The 18,626-nt window shown below is 71.8% G+C and carries 17 protein-coding genes; 8 read left to right on the plus strand and 9 right to left on the minus strand.

Translation table 11 applies throughout. The annotated features are described in order from the left end of the window. Positions 1-75 precede the first annotated feature (75 nt). A complete protein-coding gene (locus tag HJC40_RS46560) occupies positions 76-1,677 on the minus strand; it encodes a M28 family peptidase (RefSeq protein ID WP_374271137.1) in 1,602 nt (533 codons plus the stop codon). 216 nt (positions 1,678-1,893) lie between these two features. Between HJC40_RS46560 and HJC40_RS06195 the strand changes: the two genes are divergently transcribed. Next, a complete protein-coding gene (locus tag HJC40_RS06195; RefSeq protein ID WP_249998909.1) occupies positions 1,894-3,216 on the plus strand; it encodes a vanadium-dependent haloperoxidase in 1,323 nt (440 codons plus the stop codon). A 117-nt stretch (positions 3,217-3,333) separates the two neighbouring features. After that, positions 3,334-6,393 (plus strand): PAS domain-containing hybrid sensor histidine kinase/response regulator, encoded by a 3,060-nt coding sequence (locus HJC40_RS06200; RefSeq protein WP_249998912.1) that lies wholly within the window; start codon positions 3,334-3,336, stop codon positions 6,391-6,393. A 189-nt stretch (positions 6,394-6,582) separates the two neighbouring features. Here HJC40_RS06200 and HJC40_RS06205 read toward each other — a convergent pair whose 3' ends face one another. From HJC40_RS06205 to HJC40_RS06215, 3 genes are all read right to left on the minus strand, one after another. After that, entirely contained in the window at positions 6,583-7,236 is a 654-nt protein-coding gene (locus tag HJC40_RS06205) for a fasciclin domain-containing protein (protein WP_249998914.1), read from the minus strand. 201 nt (positions 7,237-7,437) lie between these two features. Continuing rightward, complete coding sequence (locus HJC40_RS06210; protein ID WP_249998916.1) at positions 7,438-8,880, minus strand: MFS transporter; 1,443 nt, start codon at positions 8,878-8,880, stop codon at positions 7,438-7,440. Positions 8,881-8,929: 49 nt separating this feature from the next. Further along, the gene (locus tag HJC40_RS06215) at positions 8,930-9,793 is read right to left on the minus strand and encodes a helix-turn-helix transcriptional regulator (RefSeq protein WP_249998918.1); all 864 of its coding nucleotides are present in this window, start codon (positions 9,791-9,793) and stop codon (positions 8,930-8,932) included. Between the two features lie 116 nt (positions 9,794-9,909). Between HJC40_RS06215 and HJC40_RS06220 the strand changes: the two genes are divergently transcribed. Further along, entirely contained in the window at positions 9,910-10,608 is a 699-nt protein-coding gene (locus HJC40_RS06220) for an SDR family NAD(P)-dependent oxidoreductase (RefSeq protein ID WP_249998921.1), read from the plus strand. A gap of 57 nt (positions 10,609-10,665) precedes the next feature. Here HJC40_RS06220 and HJC40_RS06225 read toward each other — a convergent pair whose 3' ends face one another. Further along, positions 10,666-11,379 carry an HAD family hydrolase gene (locus tag HJC40_RS06225; RefSeq protein ID WP_249998923.1) on the minus strand — a complete coding sequence of 238 codons (714 nt, stop codon included), beginning with the start codon at positions 11,377-11,379 and terminating at the stop codon, positions 10,666-10,668. A gap of 114 nt (positions 11,380-11,493) precedes the next feature. Between HJC40_RS06225 and HJC40_RS06230 the strand changes: the two genes are divergently transcribed. Continuing rightward, positions 11,494-12,108, plus strand: coding sequence for a GNAT family N-acetyltransferase (locus HJC40_RS06230; RefSeq protein WP_249998926.1), 615 nt, complete (start codon positions 11,494-11,496; stop codon positions 12,106-12,108). Between the two features lie 77 nt (positions 12,109-12,185). Then, entirely contained in the window at positions 12,186-13,073 is an 888-nt protein-coding gene (locus HJC40_RS06235) for a phosphotransferase family protein (protein ID WP_249998929.1), read from the plus strand. A gap of 11 nt (positions 13,074-13,084) precedes the next feature. Here the strand turns inward: HJC40_RS06235 and HJC40_RS06240 are convergent, their stop codons facing one another. Further along, on the minus strand, positions 13,085-13,684 hold the full coding sequence (locus HJC40_RS06240) for a TetR/AcrR family transcriptional regulator (protein ID WP_249998932.1): 600 nt from the start codon (positions 13,682-13,684) through the stop codon (positions 13,085-13,087). Between the two features lie 87 nt (positions 13,685-13,771). Here HJC40_RS06240 and HJC40_RS06245 point away from each other — a divergent pair, with 87 nt between their 5' ends. Genes HJC40_RS06245 through HJC40_RS06255 form a run of 3 tightly spaced genes read left to right on the plus strand, consistent with a single transcriptional unit; the run spans position 13,772 to position 15,459 of the window. Beyond that, on the plus strand, positions 13,772-14,632 hold the full coding sequence (locus HJC40_RS06245) for an alpha/beta fold hydrolase (protein ID WP_249998934.1): 861 nt from the start codon (positions 13,772-13,774) through the stop codon (positions 14,630-14,632). 35 nt (positions 14,633-14,667) lie between these two features. Then, positions 14,668-15,138 carry a DUF3253 domain-containing protein gene (locus HJC40_RS06250; RefSeq protein ID WP_249998937.1) on the plus strand — a complete coding sequence of 157 codons (471 nt, stop codon included), beginning with the start codon at positions 14,668-14,670 and terminating at the stop codon, positions 15,136-15,138. Positions 15,139-15,192: 54 nt separating this feature from the next. After that, positions 15,193-15,459, plus strand: coding sequence for a hypothetical protein (locus HJC40_RS06255; RefSeq protein ID WP_249998940.1), 267 nt, complete (start codon positions 15,193-15,195; stop codon positions 15,457-15,459). A 20-nt stretch (positions 15,460-15,479) separates the two neighbouring features. On the opposite strand, the gene HJC40_RS06260 is transcribed toward HJC40_RS06255, so the two are convergent. From HJC40_RS06260 to wecB, 3 genes are all read right to left on the minus strand, one after another. Beyond that, positions 15,480-15,743: an STAS domain-containing protein gene (locus tag HJC40_RS06260; RefSeq protein WP_249998942.1), complete on the minus strand. Its 264-nt coding sequence runs from the start codon at positions 15,741-15,743 to the stop codon at positions 15,480-15,482. A gap of 100 nt (positions 15,744-15,843) precedes the next feature. Further along, positions 15,844-17,466 (minus strand): DUF2334 domain-containing protein, encoded by a 1,623-nt coding sequence (locus tag HJC40_RS06265; protein WP_249998945.1) that lies wholly within the window; start codon positions 17,464-17,466, stop codon positions 15,844-15,846. Then, positions 17,466-18,626, minus strand: a complete 1,161-nt coding sequence (wecB, locus tag HJC40_RS06270) for a non-hydrolyzing UDP-N-acetylglucosamine 2-epimerase (RefSeq protein ID WP_249998947.1) — start codon at positions 18,624-18,626, stop codon at positions 17,466-17,468. The genes HJC40_RS06265 and wecB overlap by 1 nt, the downstream gene beginning before the upstream one ends.

The raw sequence follows: 18,626 nt of genomic DNA on the forward strand, positions 1-18,626 counted from the left end.
TATTCTCGCTCATCTCGTCAAGGTGTGGAGACCGTTGTGCCCGGCCCCGGCGGAGCCGGGCACAACCGCGGACCGCTAGCTGAACCAGTCGCCGTGGGTGTTCTGTGCCGATCCTGCCGCCGACCGGGTGGCCGCAGCCACCGGGGCGGGACGCGGCGGAATCGACGACGTGTCCCGGGCGAAGGTGGCGACGGCCGTCGCGACCGCGTCCGCGTTGGTGTCCAGCGCGAACGTGTTGACGTTGCCGACGAGCTTGTAGGCCCGCCGGAGCTGGGCGTACACGGCCGCGTCGGCGCCGTCGCGCTCAGGCATCAGGCTGTCGCACGCCTGGTGGTAGCACGGGTCGTACTGCTGGCCCGCGACCCCGCCCCACTTGGCCACATCCTCCGCGGTCTTGACGACCTCGGCGCCGGTGAACAGCCCGCCGGCCGGGATGCCGGTCGCGATGAACGGCCCGTAGTCGGACCGGCCGGTGAAGTCCGACGGCGCGGTGGCCTGCCCGCGCTGGGCGAAGAACCGCTGGAAGACCGCCTCGATCTGCGCCGAACCGGCCGGTCCGGGCCCCGCGCCGGTCGCGTCCGAGTCGTCACCGTCGTACACGCCGAAGGTGTAGTTGGGGGAGCCGATCATGTCGAAGTTCAGGTAGAGGGCGATCTTGGCCGCGTCGGCCTCGCTCAGGTTGTTCACGTAGAACGTCGAGCCGACCAGGTTGGCCTCCTCGGCGCCCCACCAGGCGAACCTGAGCTTGTTCTTGGTCTTCTGGTGCCGCATCTGCAGCGCGACCTCGAGGATGCCGGCGCTGCCGGTGCCGTTGTCGTTGATGCCCGGTCCCTCGGGCACGGAGTCCAGGTGGGCGCCGGACATGACGACCTCGTCCGGGTTGCCGTGGCGCGACTCGGCGATGACGTTCTCGGTCTGGCGCACCTCGGAAACGGTGTCGGTCGTGATCGTCACCGTCAGGCCCGCGGTGCCCGCGAACGCGACGCCCTGCGGGTACGAGACCCCGATCGCGGGAATGCCGACCGGCTCGCCCAGCGTGCCGGCGAAGAGGTCCTGACGGTCCGGCCCGGTCGTATCGCCCTGGTTCATGACGATGACGCCGGTTGCCCCGGCCGCCGCGGCGTTGGCCGCCTTCTGCCCGAACGGGCAGCTGCCCCGCTGTACGAGGGCGATGTTGCCGGCCACCCCGGTGAAGTCGGTCGCCTCGCACCCCGACGTGCTGGTGTTCGGCGTGCTCAGCTGCAGGTCGACGGGGACCACGAGGCCGGTCGCCGTGCCGCTGCCCGAGCAGTCGAGCACGTCGTAGTCCTCCTGGTCGACGTACGTGGCCGGGGTGGGCGCCGTCTGCGCGAAGGACGACCCGTTCTCCGTACAGAAATTGAACGTGAACGGCTGACGGGTCACCTTGTAGCCGGCCGCGCGCATCAGGGTGGCGACGTAGTCGGCGCTGCGCTTGTAGCCCGGCGTCCCGGAGGCCCGCGTGTCACCGTTCAGGGACGCGATCGCCTGGAAGGCGACCAGGTGCCGCAGCACCCCGGCGAGCGTGACGGCCTTGGCCGGATCCTTGGCCCCGCCGTTGCCGGAGGCCTGCGCGGGACCGGCCGCGACGAAACCGCCGAGCAGAACCGCCGCGGCGGCCGCGCCGCCCAGACGTCTTCGTAAAGATCGAGACACCACGATGTGTCCATCCTTTCCAGCGTTGTCGGTGAATATCCAGCAACCTAGATCGCTCACCGTCGGTGCGGAACCGGTCACACGGCCACCACTCCCCGCCGGAACGGTCCAGCGGCCGCGGTCGGGCGGTGCCTGCTCATTGACGCCGATCGAGATGTCTGCGAAGAATCAAGGCACTGTCCAACCAGTAATCGGGGGATCCTGGTGAAAAGACGATCCATGCTGCGCGGTTCTCTGGCGCTCGGCCTCGCCACCGCCACCGGAGGCGCCGCCGCGGTGGCGGCGGCCCCGCGGGCGGCCTCGGCCGTACCGGCCGGCACCGATCACGTCATCCTGTGGAACGAGGCTCTGCGGCTCGCCTTCAGCCGCACCGATCTCGCTCCGGGGCCGCTCACCCGCAAAGCGGCCATCCTGAACGCCGCCATCTACGACACGGTCGTCTCGTTGCAGGGCAACTTCACGCCGTACCTCGGCCGGATTCCGAGAGAGCCGAACTACACCTACGACGTCGTGTCCAACATCGACGCCGCAGCCCGCGTCGTCCTGCCCCGGATCTTCCCGACTGTGGACTTCACCGCCTTCTACAACGAGGCGGCCAAGTACAAGCCGATCGGGAACCCCGGGCCGGAGGGCTTCAGCACGTCGGTGGGGGTCGCTGCGGCCCGGCGGATCCTGGCCGCCCGGGACGGTGACGGCTCGGACGACGACACTCCGTACGCCGACGGCACCGAGCCCGGGCAGTGGCGCCAGACCGGCTCCGGCCCGGCCGCGACGCCCAACTGGGGAGGGGTCACGCCGTTCGTGCTGACCTCGGTGTCCCCGCTGCGGCCGCCGCCGCCCGGCGGGTTCAGCTCGCTGCCCGCCCTGCTGGCCAGTCCGGAGTACGCGGCCCAGGTCGACGAGGTGAAGTCGCTCGGCGCGGTCGACTCCACCACGCGCACCGCCGAGCAGACGCGGATCGCCTTCTTCTGGGCCAACGACGTGGCCGGCACCTACAAGCCGCCGGGGCAGTTGCTGCGCCACACGTCGATCCTCGCCCTCGACAACAACCTGGAGTCCTACCAGGCGGCCCGGCTCTACACGATGGTCAGCCTGGCGATGGCCGACGCCGCCATCGCCGCCTGGGACGCCAAGTTCCGGACGCCCATCGACCTGTGGCGGCCGGAGTCGGCGATCAGGCTGGCCGGCTCGGACGGCAACCCGGCCACCGTGGCCGACCCGGGCTGGCAGCCGCTGTCGGTGAACCGGAACGGCGTCCGGTTCTCCCCGCCGTTCCCGGCCTACACCTCGGGGCACGCCACCTTCGCCGGGGCCTGGGCCGGAGTCATGAAGCGCTACTTCGGTACCGACAATGTCACCTTCCGGGTCGACAGCGTCGACCCCAACGAGCAGCAGTACCGCACTTACACCTCGTTCTCCGCCGCGGCCGTCGAGAACGCCCGGAGCCGCGTCTATCTGGGCGTGCACTACCAGTGGGATGCCGACGCCGGGTTGTCCACGGGTGACGCGGTGGCGGCCCGGGTCTTCGCCCGGCTCGGCTGAGCGGCACGGGGCAGCCCGGAAAGCGGGTTTTCCGGGCTGCCCGACCGTGTCTTCCCTAGGATGGAACGGACCGCCCCCCGGTCCCATTGACACGTCAGCCGACGGGCGGGGGCTTCGATGACGCTTGCTGTGGTCACGTCGGCGTACGTGGTGATCTTCGCGTGGATGGGATACCGCTATCTGCGGCGGGCCGACCCGTTGCTGCGCGACGTGATGTGGATGTTCGCGTGCGTGGCGATGCTGTTCGTCCTCGGCGTGATCCGCGTGTTCGGCGGGTCCCCGCCGGGCGTCGTGATGGGTGTGTTCGTGGCCCTGCTGCTGGCCAAACCCGTGTTCACGCTCCGGCTGGTCGCCCGGTTGCGGCCGGTCCGGGCCTGGGTGCTGCCCGCGGCGACCGGCGCGTGGGCGATCAGCGCGCTGCCGGTGGTGCTGTCGTCGACGGCGGTGCTGCCCCGTCCGACGGTCTGGCCGGCTGCCGGGGTCTTCTTCTGCCTGGAAGCCCTGGCCGCCTGGCTGCTCGCCGCCCAGGCCCGCCGCCGCGGCGGCGCCGCCCGGGTCCGGCTCGGGCTGGCCGCCTCCGCCACCGCCCTGTTCGGCGTGGCGTTGCTCGTCTCCGCCGTCGGCCGGTCGACGGCGGTGCACTCCCGGGTTCTGGCCCTGATCGCGGGACTGCTCTACCTGCTGGCCTTCGTGCCGCCGCGCCGGCTCCGGCGGGCCTGGTCGATGCGGACCGCGTACGCCACGAGCCAGCAGTTGCTGACGCTGCCGCCGGACGCGCCGGCGGCCGAGACGTGGCGGCGCTACTGCTACGGCGCCGGTCAGGTGCTGGGGGCCGACCTGACCGCGGTGTTCCTGCCCGCCACACCCGGCCACCTTCAGGTCCTCGCCCAGACCGACCGTCCGCTCCTCCCGCACGAGGTCACCGACCAGGACGTCGACCGCCTCCTCGCCGATCCCGGCACGTTCGACGCGCTGGCCGGGTGGACGGACCCGCCGGCCGTCGCCGTTGAGCTGGCCCGGGCCAGCAACACGCGGTATGTCACCGCGACCCCGATCGCCACGCCGGACGGCCGGGGCGCGCTGGTCATGCTCAACCGCTACCGCACCCTCTTCGCCGACGACGACATCGCGTTGCTGACCGAGCTGGCCGACCAGGCGGCCGCCCTGGCCCGCCGCGCGACGCTGCTGACCGAGCGGGAACGGCTGGCCGTGATCGTGGACTCCTCGCCCGACGCCATCGTCGGCCGGACCCTGGACGGGGTGGTCACCAGCTGGAACGCCGGCGCCGAGGCCCTGTACGGATATGCGGCGGCCGAGGTCCTGGGCCGCGACGTCGCCGTGATCTTCCTGCCCGGACAGGAGCAGGCGGAGCAGGAGCTGGTCCGGCGGGTCGCCGCCGGTGAGCGCGTCGAACAGGACCACGTCCGGCGGCGCCACAAGGACGGCCGGACCGTCACCGTCGAGCTGACCCTGTCACCGATCACCGACCCGGCCGGGCAGGTCACCGGGGTCGCCGGCATCTCCCGCGACATCAGCGAACGCCGGCGGGCCGAGCTCATGTTCCACCGGCTGCTGGAAGCGGCGCCGGACGCCATGGTCGGCGTGACCCGGGACGGCACCATCACCCTGATCAACGCCCAGACGGAGCGAGTCTTCGGATATCGGCGCGACGAGCTGATCGGGCGCAACGTCGACATCCTGGTCCCCGAGCGGTTCCGCGCCGCCCATCCCCGGCAGCGCGCCCACTATTTCGCCGACCCCCGGACCCGGCAACTGGGCGGCGGCAACTCGCTCGCCGCGGTCCGCAAGGACGGCTCCGAGTTCCCCGCCGAGATCAGCCTCTCGGCGCTGGAGACCGACCAGGGCCTGATCGTGTCGGCCGCCATCCGCGACGTCACCGACCGCGTGATCGCCCAGGCCGAACGCGAGCGGCTGATCGCCCAGGCCGAACGGGACGCGTCGGAACGGCGGCTGCAGCACACCCGCCGGCTGGAGAGCCTGGGTCAGCTGGCCGGCGGTGTCGCGCACGACTTCAACAACATCCTGGCCATCATCCGCAACTACACCGAGCTGGTGCTCGACACCCTGGACGGCGACCAGCCCTCGGTCGCCGACACCGCCGCCGCCCGCGACGACCTGCGCCAGATCGGCCACGCCGCCGAGCGGGCCACCGGGCTGACCAAGCAACTGCTGGCCTTCGGCCGCCGCGACGTCACCCAGGCCCAGGTGCTCGATCTCAACCACGTGATCGGCGACGTCGAGCAGATGCTGCGCCGGACGCTCGGCGAGCACATCCACCTGATCACCCACCTGGACCGCGAGTTGCCGACCGTGCACGCGGACCCCGGGCAGCTCGAGCAGATCCTGGTCAACCTGGCGGTCAACGCGCGGGACGCGATGCCCGGCGGCGGCACCCTGTCGATCGACACCAGCCACGCCGACCTCGGCCCCGACGACGTCGCCAACTACCACTTGCGTCCGGGCCGGTACGTACGACTACGGGTCAGCGACACCGGCGCCGGCATGCCGCCCGACGTGATCGAACGCGCCTTCGAACCCTTCTACACCACCAAGCCCCGGGGCGCGGGGACCGGGCTGGGGCTGGCCACCGTCTACGGCATCGCCACCGCCGCCGGGGGTGACGTGCATCTGTACTCCGAGGTCGGCATCGGCACCACCGTCACGATGCTGCTGCCGGCCACCGATCAGCCCGTCGCCTCCGGGGGCGACCGGCGGGCGGAGGCCCAGCCGGCACCGCGGGCGGCGGCCAACGAGACGATCCTCATGGTCGAGGACGAGGCCGCCCTGCGCCACAGCACGTCCCGGATCCTCACCCGGGCCGGCTATCAGGTGCTGGCTGCCGACGGCGGGGCCCAGGCCCTCCAGCTCGCCCAGACCCATCCCGGCCGGATCGACCTGCTGCTGACCGACGTGATCATGCCGAAGATGGTCGGGAACGAGGTGGCCGCGCGGTTCTCGGCTCTCCGGCCCGGCGTGCCCGTGCTGTACATGTCCGGATACGCCGAACCGGTGCTGACCGACAATGGGACCCTGCCCGACGGTGTCGTCATGGTCGAGAAGCCGTTCACCAGCGCCGAGCTGCTGGGCCGGGTCGACAGCATCCTGCGCCGGTCCGCCAGCGCTGGCGGAGCACGGCGAGGCCGGGCGGACGCGTGAAGGCGAGCGCCTGATTCGGGGTGTGAGCCGGGCCGCGGCGTGGCCCAGCCGCCGCCTGGCCGCACGCCGGGATCACCCAGATACAACACCGGTATCCGGGCGATCCCGGCGCACACCCAGACGACACCTGGACCGCACCGCGGCTCGACCCTCACCCCGAATCAGGCGCTCGCGCCCGCCCGGTGCCGGTCAGGGGAGGTTGATCGGGCGCAGGACCCGGTCGATGCCGTGCGCGATCTGACGGTTGCCCTTGTTGATGTCGAACCGGACGATCCGCGGGTCGCGGTCGCTGCGGTCGGCGTCGATCAGCTTGACGCGCTTGTGCCAGTGGCCGTAGACGTCGACCTTGACCGAGGAGCCGGCCGCGGTCTTGAGCTTGGCTCCGTCGGACTTCAGCGCCGCCTTGCGGTTGATCGTGGCGCCGGGCACGACGTGGTAGAGCAGGATCGACTCGACGGTGTTGATGCCGAGCCCGGCCACGGCCGTGAAGGCCTTCTTCTCGCTGGGCAGGCGCTTGGTGTGCTGGATGTCGGCGACCAGCACCTGGAAGGCGCGGTCGTTCGGGACGAAGGCGGTGAGCGCCGTCTTGCCGTCGGTCAGCACGCCGACCTTGCTGGACGGCTTGGCCTTGAGCACGGCCAGCACGGCCGCGGTCAGGACGTCGTAGTCATGGCCGTTACGGTCGAAGCCGCTCTTGTCGGCCGTGAGCACGGCGGCGAGCGACTTGGTGCCCAGCGGCTTGGTCTTGCCGTGGGCACTGGCCGGGGCCGCGCCGAGGGCGGAGGTGACCAGGGCGGCGGTCGCCACGGCGGCGGCCCGCTGGCCGAGTCGGGTGATCCTCATGTTGTGCGTCCTTCCGGTACGGGTGACGGCTCCACTGCCCCCACCACCCCGTCCTTCGTCCGGGACGCCGGTCATGGATGCACCCGGACGGCTCCGGTTCCGCCGGCCGTCATGGGCGACGCTGAAGTCCCACGCCGACGGTCGATTTCCCGTACGGCTTGACGGCTGATCGTGGCCCCGGCCGGACCGGCGTCCGGATCGTCAGGCCCGGGCCGGGACCGCGTCGGCCTCGTCGATCAGGTCGGCCGCCGTGCGCTCGGCCGTGGCCCGGGCCCGGCGTCCCGTGGTGACCACGCCGAGGGTGAGCACGGACAGGCCGCACCCGACGACGATCCACCAGCCGGCGTGGCTGGCCGCGGCGAAGCCGGCCGCCGACGGGCCGGACACGCCGGACACGACCGCCGCCCCGATCACCGCGACGCCGAGCGAGCCTCCCACCTGCCGCGAGGTCGACGCGATGGCCGCCGCGACGCCGGCCTGGGCCCGCGGCATGCCGGCGACCGCGGTGTTCGTGATCGGGGCGTTGACCAGCCCGAACCCGATGCCGAAGAGCAGATAGCAGCCGATCAGCAGCGCGTCCGGGGTGGTCGCGGTGAGGCGGGTGAGCGGCAGCATCGCCAGCGTCATCGCGCTCCCGGCCAGGATCAACGGCAGCCGGGCCCCGCGTGCGGCGACCAGCCGGCCCGACAACGGCGCGAACACCGCGGTCATGGCGGCCATGGGCAGCGTGTAGAGGCCGGCGTGCAGGGCTGACAGTCCCCGGGCGTCCTGCAGATAGAGGGTGTTGAGGAACAGGAACCCGGCCAGCGCCCCGAACGCCGACACGGCGATGACCGTGGCTCCGCTGAACGGGATGCTGCGGAAGAAACGCAGGTCCAGAAGCGGCTCGTCGCGCCGGGCCTCGTACCGCAGCAGGAAGGCCAGCGCGGCCGCGCCGAGCACGAAACACCCGACGATCTCGGCCGACCCCCAGCCCGTGCCCGGGCCCTCGATGATCCCGTACGTCACCGAGGCCAGCACCAGGAGAACGAGCACCTGACCGACGGGGTCGATGCGGCGCGGCCGCGGCGCGCGCGACTCGGGGACGTACAGGGCGGTCAGCACGACCGCCGCCACCCCCACCGGGACGTTGATCCAGAAGATGGACCGCCAGCCCAGCGTCTCGACCAGGACCCCGCCCAGCACCGGCCCGAGCGCCATGCTGAGGCCGACCACGCCGCCCCACACGCCGATGGCCCGGGCCCGCTCGCGCGGCTCGGTGAACGTGTTCGTGATGATCGACATGGCCACCGGGTTGAGCATCGACCCGCCGACCGCCTGGATCATCCGGAAGACGATCAGCCAGCCCAGCCCCGGCGCCACGCTGCACAACAGCGACCCGACGGTGAAAAGCACCAGCCCGGTCTGGAACGTGCGGCGGCGGCCCACCCGGTCGGCCGTGCTGCCGGCCAGGATCAGCAGGCTGGCCAGCACCAGCGTGTACGCGTCGATGACCCACTGCAGCCCCGACACCGACGTGTCCAGGTCGGTACGCAGCGACGGCAGCGCGATGTTGACGATGGTGTTGTCCAAGCCGACGATCAGCAGGCTCAGGCAGCAGATGGCCAGCACGAGCGCACGCCGGCGAGGACTGAGTTCGGGCATCATTGCATTCTTATCTACCCTCGAACCGCCCGGGCCGCCCGTGTCGTCGTCAGTTCTTCCGGTCACTCGCCGGCCGGGCCGCCGTCGTCAGCCGGGCGAGGCGGCCGGCGTCCGGCGTGCCCGGCGCGGGGGAGTAGACGACGATCCGCATGTCACAGCCGGGGACCTGGAGGACGTCGCCGTCCAGGACGATCAAGCCGACATCCGGGTGGTCGACGTGCTTGCGCATCCCCCGGTAGCGGGCGGGACGGGCCGCCGTCCAGCGTTCGGCGAACTCGGGGCTGGTCTCGTGCAGGGCGGTGACGAGATCGGCCAGCTCGGCGTCGTCGGGGTGCTCGAGGTAGGCCACCCGCAGATCGCCCACGATGGCGTCGCGGTAGGTGTCGTCCTCGCCGGGGTCGATCCACACGCGCGAGCTGGGCTGTGTCATCTCGAACCAGACGACGTTGCGCGCCCGCCCCGTCAGCGCCGTCGAATCGCCCAGCAACGCCGTCCAGGCGTCATTCCAGCGCAGCAGCCACCAGTCGGCCGAGTACACCGCGACCGGCCACTCCCGCAGCCGGGTGACCATCCGTTCGACGCTGTCAGGGACCACCCGGGTCACGGACCCGGTCGCCGGGGCGAGACCGGCGGCCCGGTGCAGCAGGGCGGAATCGTCCGCGTCGAGACGCAATGCCCGCGACAGCGCGGCGACCACGGGCGCCGAGGGCCGGGCGGCGCGCCCCTGCTCGAGCTGGACGAGGTAGTCCACGGAGACGCCGGCCAGCATGGCCAGCTCTTCCCGGCGCAGGCCCGGAGCCCGCCGGGCGGTGACTGCCGGGCCGGTGAGCGCGAAGTCGCAGCTGTCCCGGAACTCGCGCAACAGCGTGCCCAGGCCCGGCGCTCGTACCGGCCTGGTCCTGCGGTCCACCACCCGGTCATCGTATCGGGCCGCGGGCGCCGGACGGCCCGACGCCGTGGGTGGTACTCGCAGTCCCACCGACACCCGTCGCCTTCCGCCCGCCCACCCCCCGGACGCAGGCTGGCGACATGGAAACGATCACCCTCATCACCGGCGGCAACAAGGGCATCGGACGCGAGACCGCCCGGCGGCTCCAGGAGGCCGGGCACACGGTGCTCATCGGCGCCCGCGATCCCGGCCGGGGCCGGGCGGCCGCCGCCGAGCTGGGCGTCGGCTGGCTGCACCTGGACATCACCGATCAGACCAGCGTCGACGACGCGGCCGCGCGGGTGCGCGCCGAGCACGGGCGGCTGGACGTCCTCGTCAACAACGCCGCGGTCAACAGCGTGATCGCACCGCTGGAGCAGACCACCGCCGACGACGTTGCCGCCGAGCTCGACGCCAACCTGCTGGGCGCACTGCGCGTCACCAACGCGTTCGTCCCGCTGCTGCGCGCCTCCCGGCACCCCCGGATCGTCAACGTGTCCTCCCGCGTGGGCTCCTTCGCGGCCACCCTCGAGTACGACATGTTCGACTGGCAGATCGTGCCGCCCGTCTACGCCATCTCCAAGACCGCGCTGACGATGCTCACGCTCAAGTACTCCCGCGCCCTGCCGGGGATCCTCGTCAACGCGGCCGACCCCGGATACACCGCGACCGACCTGAACGGCGGCCAGGGCACCCAGACGGTGACCGAGGGCAGCGACGCGATCGTGCACCTCGCCACGCTCGACGACGACGGCCCCACCGGTGTCTTCCTCAGCCGCGACGGCGTCGTGGCCTGGTGAACGACCTGTCCGACGGCGCCGCGGCCGGGTCCCCCGGGCGAGGAGGGCCCTCGTCGACTACGCCAGACAGATGACGTCGAGGAGGGAAGGCACCGACACGTCGGCCTGGGCGCGAAGGCGGGGAAGATCGGCCGGGGCGGCCTCGGCCGCTGTCTGCTCGGCCAGGACGACCAGGCCGAACCCGGCCGCCCGGGCGCCCGGCAACTCGTCGCTGCCGCCGTCTCCCACGTACGCGGCCGAGCCGGCCGCCACCGCAAGACGATCCAGCACGTACGCGTAGGCCGCCCGGTCAGGTTTGCAGTAACCGATCTCATGCGACAAGGCGACGACGTCGACGAGCGGAGCGAGCGGCGACTGCTTCCAGGCCCGTAGCTCCAAGGCGTGCGTGTTGCTCAGGATGCCGAGCTTGAGGCCGCGCGCACGCAGCGCCACGAGCGTGGCGATCGCCGGCTCGGGCGGGTGGAGCAGGGCCTCGCGCCGGGTCAGGTCCCAGCCGGCCTCGATGCGAGCCCGGTCCGCGGCGGTGACCGTGGACCCCAGCTCGGCGGCTGCGGTCGTCACCCACGCGAGTTCCGGGTCGGGCCCGTCGGCCCGGCCGGACTCCAGAATCGGTTCGAACGCGGCCCAGCGAGCAGCCAGCGCTGCCGCGTCCACGCCGAGAATGCCGGCCAGCCACCCGGCCCGGCCTGTTCCGCCGGGATACGTACCGGGATGGACGAGCGTGTAGAGCAGATCGAAGACGACGGCTTCGAGGCGCGGCCGGGAGCCCATGGACGAAGGCTAGGGCACGTCTGGTGACCAGGCCTCGCTCCCACGTGTTCCACCAGACGTGCGCTAGCTTTTCCGGACGGGGAACGTCCGGAACGGGGCCTAGGCTGCCTGATCGTGAACGATGACTATGACTCTGTTTCGGTGGTTCCCGCGAACGAGGCGAGCTGGGACGATCTGCAGACGGTGTTCGGGCGCGGGGGAGCGGCGACGTGCCAGTGCCAGCGGATCAAGCTGGGCGACCGGGACTGGTTCGCGATGGCGGTTGAGGAGCGCGCGCACCGGCTGCGGGAGGAGACCGACTGCGGTCACCCGGAGGCCGAGGGCACCAGCGGCCTGGTGGCCTATCGGGACGGCGAGCCGGTCGGCTGGGTCGCGGTCGAGCCGCGGGCCGGATACCGGCGGTTGCGGGGCTCGTCGGTGCCGTGGGCCGGCCGCGACGAGGACCCCGACGACCCGGACGTGTGGGCGGTCGTCTGCTTCGCCATCCGTCCCGGTCATCGGCGGCAGGGACTCACCCGGCCGCTGGCGCGGGCCGCCGCCGAGTACGCGCGCGCTCACGGCGCCAAGGCCGTCGAGGGCTACCCGATGGTGCCCCGGGACGGGCAGAACGTGTCCTGGGGCGAGATGAACGTGGGATCCCGCGGCACGTTCCTCGCAGCCGGGTTCCGGGAGGTCGCCCACCCGACCACCCGCCGCGTCGTGATGCGGCTCGACCTCACCGACGACTGACTCGCCCTGGGGCTCGGCGCCGGGTCGCCGCGAAGTATTCAGCGGCGCATTCGACCGCCGGTGGCTACCGTGGCCCGATGGATCATCCCGATCAGGTGGCCGGCCACGTCGTCCGGACGGTGCTGGGTGAGTCGGCCACTTCGGAGCCGCTGGCCGCCGGGGCCTGGTCGACGGCGTACGCGCTGACCGTCGACGGGCGCGACATGGTGCTGCGCGTCAGCCGGTACGGCGGTGACTTCGCCAAGGACGAGGCGGTCGGCGCGGTCGCGGGTGGCGTGCTGCCGGTGCCGGCGATCACCGCTCGCGGCGAGACGGCCGGATGGGCGTACGCGTTGTCGGAGCGCTTGACCGGCACGGCGCTCGACGACCTCGACGCGAACGGCGTCGCCGCTGTCCTGCCCGACCTGTTCGATGTCATGGACGCCATCAGCCGGATCGAGGTCGGCGGGCACGGCTACGGCATCTGGGACCCGTCGCGGACGGCGCCCTACCGCTCGTGGCCGGAATACCTGCTCGCCGCCGAACACGAGACGCCCCGGGTGCCGGGCTGGCGGGCCGCCCTGGCCGCGTCCGACGTCGGGCTCGAGCCGTTCGAACGGGGCCTGGCCACGCTGCGCCGGCTCGCGCCGGGCCTGCCGGACGAGCGCCGCATGGTCCACGACGACCTGCTCGCCCGCAACGTCCTGGTCCAGGGCGATCGCATCTCCGGCGTCCTCGATTGGGGGAGCGCCTGCTTCGGTGATCCGCTCTACGACGCCGCCTGGCTGCTCTACTGCTGGGGCTGGTATCCACAGTGGTCCTCGGTCGACCTCGAGGCGGCGATCGGGCGCCGCTGGAACCCGGATCCGGCGGCGTTGCGCGCGTATCGGCTCCACATCGGCCTGGGCTCGATCGGCTACTGCGCCACCCGCGACCGCTGGGACGACGTGGCCCTCAACGCCGAATGGCTGCTCGACCTGGCCTGATGCAAGGCAACTCAGGCCGGGCGGAACACCCGGTCGAGCTGGGCGTCGACCAGGGCCAGGGCCTCGTCCGGGCGGTAGAGGCCGACGAGGATCGGCCCGATCAGGCCCTGGGTGAGGAAGTACAGCGCCGGCGCCTCCACGTCGGGATCGATGCCGTCGCGTAGTTCGCCCAGGCGGGACGCCTCGCGGAAGGTGGCGGTCGACACCGTCAGGATGCGCCCGTAGCCGTCGCGCAGCTGCTCGGCGTACGCCGGGGTGACGGTCGCGGCCGAGAAGAACGCGATGTTGACGCACGCCTCCTCGCGGCCGGCCGGGTCGACCGGGAGCATGGTCGCGGTCGCCGCCCGGATCAGGTCGCGGCGGGTGGGCTCGCGCAGGGTAACCAGTGTCGTCTGCAGGCGGGCCATCACGCGTTCGCGCATGTGCGAAAGCGCGAACGACAGCATCTGCTGTTTGGTCGGGAAGTAGTGCTGCACGGTGCCCATCGAGACGCCGGCCTGGACGGCGACGTCGCGCAGGCTCACCGCCTCGAACCCCTGCGTGCCGATGACGGCGAAGACCGCCTCGGACAGGAGCCGGCGGCGCTGCTCGTGGTCGACCTGCTTGGGCACGCCCCGAATCTATCTCATGCGAACGCATTGCCAACACCGCTGCCCGGTGGATACCATGCGATCGCATGAAAAAACGGGGAGGCCGGCATGGGTATCGAGCACGCCGTCAACGGGGACGCGAAAATCGCCTACGAGACCTTCGGTACGAGCGGTGAGCCGCTGCTGCTCGTCCTGGGGATCGACTATCAGATGGTCTGGTGGCCCGACGCGTTCTGCGAGCGCCTCGTCGAGGCCGGTTTCCAGGTGGCCCGCTACGACAACCGGGACACCGGCCTGTCCACGCACTACCCGGCGACCGACGAGGGCAGCCCGTGGCGCGCGCTGCTCGGCGGCACCCGCCCGCTCTACACGATGACCGACATGGTCGATGACGGGCTCGCGGTGATGGACGCGCTGGGCTGGGCCGACGCCCATGTCCTCGGGGGTGCGTCGGCCATCGCCCAGGCTCTGGCGCTGCTGCACCCCGAGCGGGTCCGCGGCCTCACGTTCTGCATGAGCTTTCCGGCCACCGCGCCACCGCTGCGCCTCCTGCGCTACCTCAAGTTCGGCATCTTCCGCGAGTTCCGCAAGCTGCCGAAGGCGACCACGCCGGAACAGGAGATCGACAACCTGATCGCCATCTACCGCGCCCAGTCGTCGCCCGGATACCCGTTTCCCGACGAGTGGGTCCGCGAGGCGGCGACGCTCAGCCACAACCGCTCGCCCCGCGACCCGCGCACGACGCAGCGGCACCTCGCCGCCGGCCGGGCGGTGAAGCTGCCGCCGCTCTCCGGCATCACCGCCCCGACCCTGGTCGTCTCGGGCGCCGACGATCAACTGATCAAGCCGAGCGGCGGTCGTGATCTGGCCGCCCAGATCCCCGGCGCGGAGTTCGTGCTCTACCCCGGCGTGGGCCACGACCTGCCCGAGGGCATCTGGGACGACGTGATCGCCCGGATGCCCCGCTGACCGAACGCCATGGCCGTGCCGGGGACAATGGCTTGATGGAAGCGGGCGAGGAGAACACCGAGAGCGCGGACGGGCGGCAGCCGGCCGACCCCGCGGTCCCGGAGCCGCTGCGGCGGGAGCTGGTGAGCGAGCTGACGGCGGCTCGGCAGCTCGCCTCGGAGGACCCTGAGGCGGCCGGTGCGAGGGCCCGGGATGCCGAGGTGGCGCTCGGGCAACGAGGCGGGCCGTGGGGGGAACCGACGGCTGACGGGCGGCGGGAGCGGCTGGCCGCGGCGATGCTGGCTCTGTTGCGGCACCGCCGCCCCGAGTCCACCATCTGCCCGAGCGACGCGGCCCGCGTCGCCGGCGGCGCATCCTGGCGTGACCTGATGGACACGGCCCGAGACGTGGCCGCCGAGCTGGCGCGGGACGGCACCATCGCCGTCCGCCAGGGTGGCGCCGATGTCGACGTGACGACCGCGATCGGGCCGGTCCGACTGGCCCGCGGCCCCGGGTGGCGGCGCTGACCGCGACCTGCTGTGCCGGTCAGGGCTGAGGCGCGAGCGCCGGGAAGGAACCTCATGAGCGAACCCACGGCCGACGAAGTGCTCCGCGGCGTCACCGCACTCCTGCCGTTCGTACGTCGGTGGGACCTTGCGCTCAACCCCGAGGACGTGGAGGAGCTGGCGTACGCGGTCCTGCTCCACGTCCGCTCGGAGCTCTCCCTCGAAGAGGTCTTCGCCGCCGTCGAGCAGCAGATCGACGAGCACGAGCGACGCATGCGACGGCTTCACGACGCCATGGAGCGCGACAACGCTGAGGAGCCGACCAGCTCTCCGCAGCCGTGATCAGCCGCGACGGCAGGTGTCTATCCGGCGAAGCGTTCCAGCCCGACCAGGGCGAAGAGCCGGCGCAGGTGGGGCGACGGCTTGTCCAGCCGCAACAGCCGGCCCTGCCGGTCCAGGCGGTAGGCCGCCCGGGCCAGGGTGCGCAGGCCGGCGCCGTCGATGAAGGTCAGCTTGCTGAGGTCGATGGAGAGGTCGTCGCGGGTGTCGACCATGCGCTCGATCGTCATCTCGAAAGCTTCCCGGTTCGTCAGGTCGACCTCACCTCGCACGTGCAGTGTCGTCATACGGGTACAGCGCACAGCACCCTCTTTCTGTTACACGACCCTCGTGGCCGGAACGGCGAAGTGCCGCCGGTGGTGACCGGCGGCACTCTCGGTGGGATCCTCAGTTGGCGATCATCGAGTTCGCGCTGACGAACGTGTAGCCCTCGGCCTTGACGCCGGTGACGACCTGCTTGAGGTATTCGGTGCCCAGATACGGGTGGTAGAAGAAGCTCGCCACGCCGTCCCGGACGACCAGGTTGTGCTCGGCCGCGCCGATGAGGTCGGCCGGCAGCCGGGCCGGGTGGTTGTTGAACGCGTCGGGCTCGACGTTGCCGATGTTCTCCGGTACGACGACCGAGCCGTAGACGTCGCGGACGGCGTACGGGAAGAACTGGCCGAACTGGCGGCTGTAGTCCGGCTTGGCCCCGGTGAGCACGCCGGGGAAGTACAGGCCGCGGTCGTAGCGCTTGCCGAAGACGGTGTTGACCGCCTGGTAGTCGACGGCGCTCGCGGCGTAGTGCGGGAACTCGAAGATCGTCGGGGTGCCGAGGCCGGCCGCCGCGAAGACCAGGCCGGAGGCGACCATGCGGCTGGTCGCCCAGGCGGCCGAGTCGCCGGCCACCGGGCCGTCGTAGATGACGCTGTCCTTGGCGTCCACGTGAGCGGCGTAGAACTCGAAGTCGTTGGCGCTGACGCCGTCGTACGGGTTCGCGACGTTGCCGTACTGGTGGGTGTAGCCGTGCATCAGCAGCGTGCCGCCCTTGCTCTGCATGTACTTCAGAGCGGCCACCACCTTCGGCTTGTTCAGCAGCGTGTAGTCCTGGGCCTTGCCGCCGTTGTTGACGCCCTTCGGGTCGCGGTACCGGGGGTACACGGCCACCGTGAAGGGCACCTTCTCCGAGGACAGGTAGTCGGCCACGGCCTTCAGCTCGGCCGGGTCGGAGTCGGGGCCGACGTCCTCGATGCGGACCAGGCCGCGGTGCCGCTCCACCGACGTGGCGCCGAGCGAGTCGAACAGCAGGTCGGCGAACGCCAGGTAGCGGTCGTCGTGGGTGACGTACGCGAAGGGGATCTCGCCGACGTAGGTGAAGTTGCCCGAGCGGACCGCCCACGGGAACGTCGTGCCGTCCGGCCGGACGGCCGTGGCCAGGGTCGTCACCTTGGACGCGTCGGTGATCGACAGGTTCATGATCCCGGACTTGTTGACGGTGTTGCGGGTGAGCTTCTGCTTCTTGTAGTCGACCTCGGCGACGTCCGCGAAGTCGAAGCCGCCGCTGGTGAAGCCGTGGTCGGCCGCGAACGTGCCGGCCGAGGTGAGCTGCCAGATGTTGTCGTAGAGCCAGGTGACGGGCTTGCTGGTGGCCGCCACGTCGGTGAGGAAGGCGGCCGGGACGGGCTCGTCGTAGGTGGAGCCGATGTAGATCACCGCGGAGTAGGCGTTCAGGTCGCCGGCCCTGTACCCGCCGACCGGCGCGGCCGTCCACGAGCCGAAGTGCGAGCTCAGGTTGGCGGTCTGGGTCGCGTAGACCTCGCCCATCCAGCCGTAGTCGCCCGTGGTGTCGTACAGGACCAGGGTCTTGGCGGTGCCGCCGCCGGGAGCGGCCTTGCCGGACTTGGCGGCGGGCAGCGTGGTCACGACGGCGGCCGGCGTGACCGCGGCCTCGGCGTCGACCGAGCTCAGGGCGAAGGCGCCCAGGACGACGGCGGCGACACCGACAGAGAGCAGAGGCTTCGGGATACGCATCAGCGGGACGCTCCAACCAGGGCTTCGGGAGAGGTGGTGAGGCCGAGCAGGGCGGCGGTGGCCTCGGCCGTGCGCCGGGCGGCGAGACCGTCGCCGTACGGGTTGCCGTTGACCGTCATCGCGTCGCGGCGGGCGCGGTCGTCGAGCAGCGCGGACGCCTCGCCGACGATCAGGGCAGTGTCCGAGCCGACGAGCTTGGCGCAGCCGGCGTTCAGCGACTCGACCCGCTCGGTGACGTCGCGCAGCACCAGCGCCGGCACACCGAACGACGGCGCCTCCTCCTGGATGCCCCCGGAGTCGGTGAGCACGAGGTAAGCCTCGGAGAGCAGACGGGACAGGTCCGCGTACGGCAGGGGGTCGGTCACCGTGACCCGGTCGAGCCCGGCCAGGCCGGCTTCGACCTGCGCCCGGACGGCGGGGTTGGGGTGGCTCGGCAGGATCACGTCGATGTCCGGGTACTTCGCGACCAGCTCGCGCACCGCGGTCAGGATGCGGTCGAGCGGGTGGCCCCACGACTCGCGGCGGTGGGCGGTGACCAGCACGAGGCGGTTGCCGCTGCCGGCCCGGGCCGCCGCGACCCTGGGGTTCTCGTACGGGAGCTTGCGCCCGGCCACGGCCAGCGTCGCGTCGACCACGGTGTTGCCGGTCACGACCACGTCGGTGGCGGCGACGTTCTCGTCGAGCAGGTTCATCGCCGCCAGCGGCGTCGGCGCCAGGTGCAGCGAGGCGACCTGGGCGACCAGCTTGCGGTTGGCCTCCTCGGGGAACGGCGAGTCGAGGTCGCCCGAGCGCAGCCCGGCCTCGAGGTGCACGACGGGGATCCGGCGCCAGAACGCGGCCAGCGCGCCGGCCAGGCTCGTCGTCGTGTCGCCCTGCACGATCACCGCGGCCGGCGGGCGGACCTCCCACAGCGCGTCGAGCTTGCGGACCAGCTCGGTGAGCAGCTCGGCCTGGCTGCCGGTGGTGCGCTCGACGGTCAGCGTCACGTCCGGGGTGAGGTCGAAGGCGGCCAGCGCCTGGGCGACCATCTGCGGGTGCTGACCGCTGGCCAGCAGCACCGGCTCCATCAGGCCCTGCTCCCGCATGGCGGTGACGACGGGGGCGAGCTTGACCGCTTCGGGGCGGGTGCCGCCGATCAGGTGGACTTCGGGGAGCGACAT

Source organism: Actinoplanes sp. M2I2, from assembly GCF_023544445.1.
Lineage (GTDB): Bacteria > Actinomycetota > Actinomycetes > Mycobacteriales > Micromonosporaceae > Actinoplanes.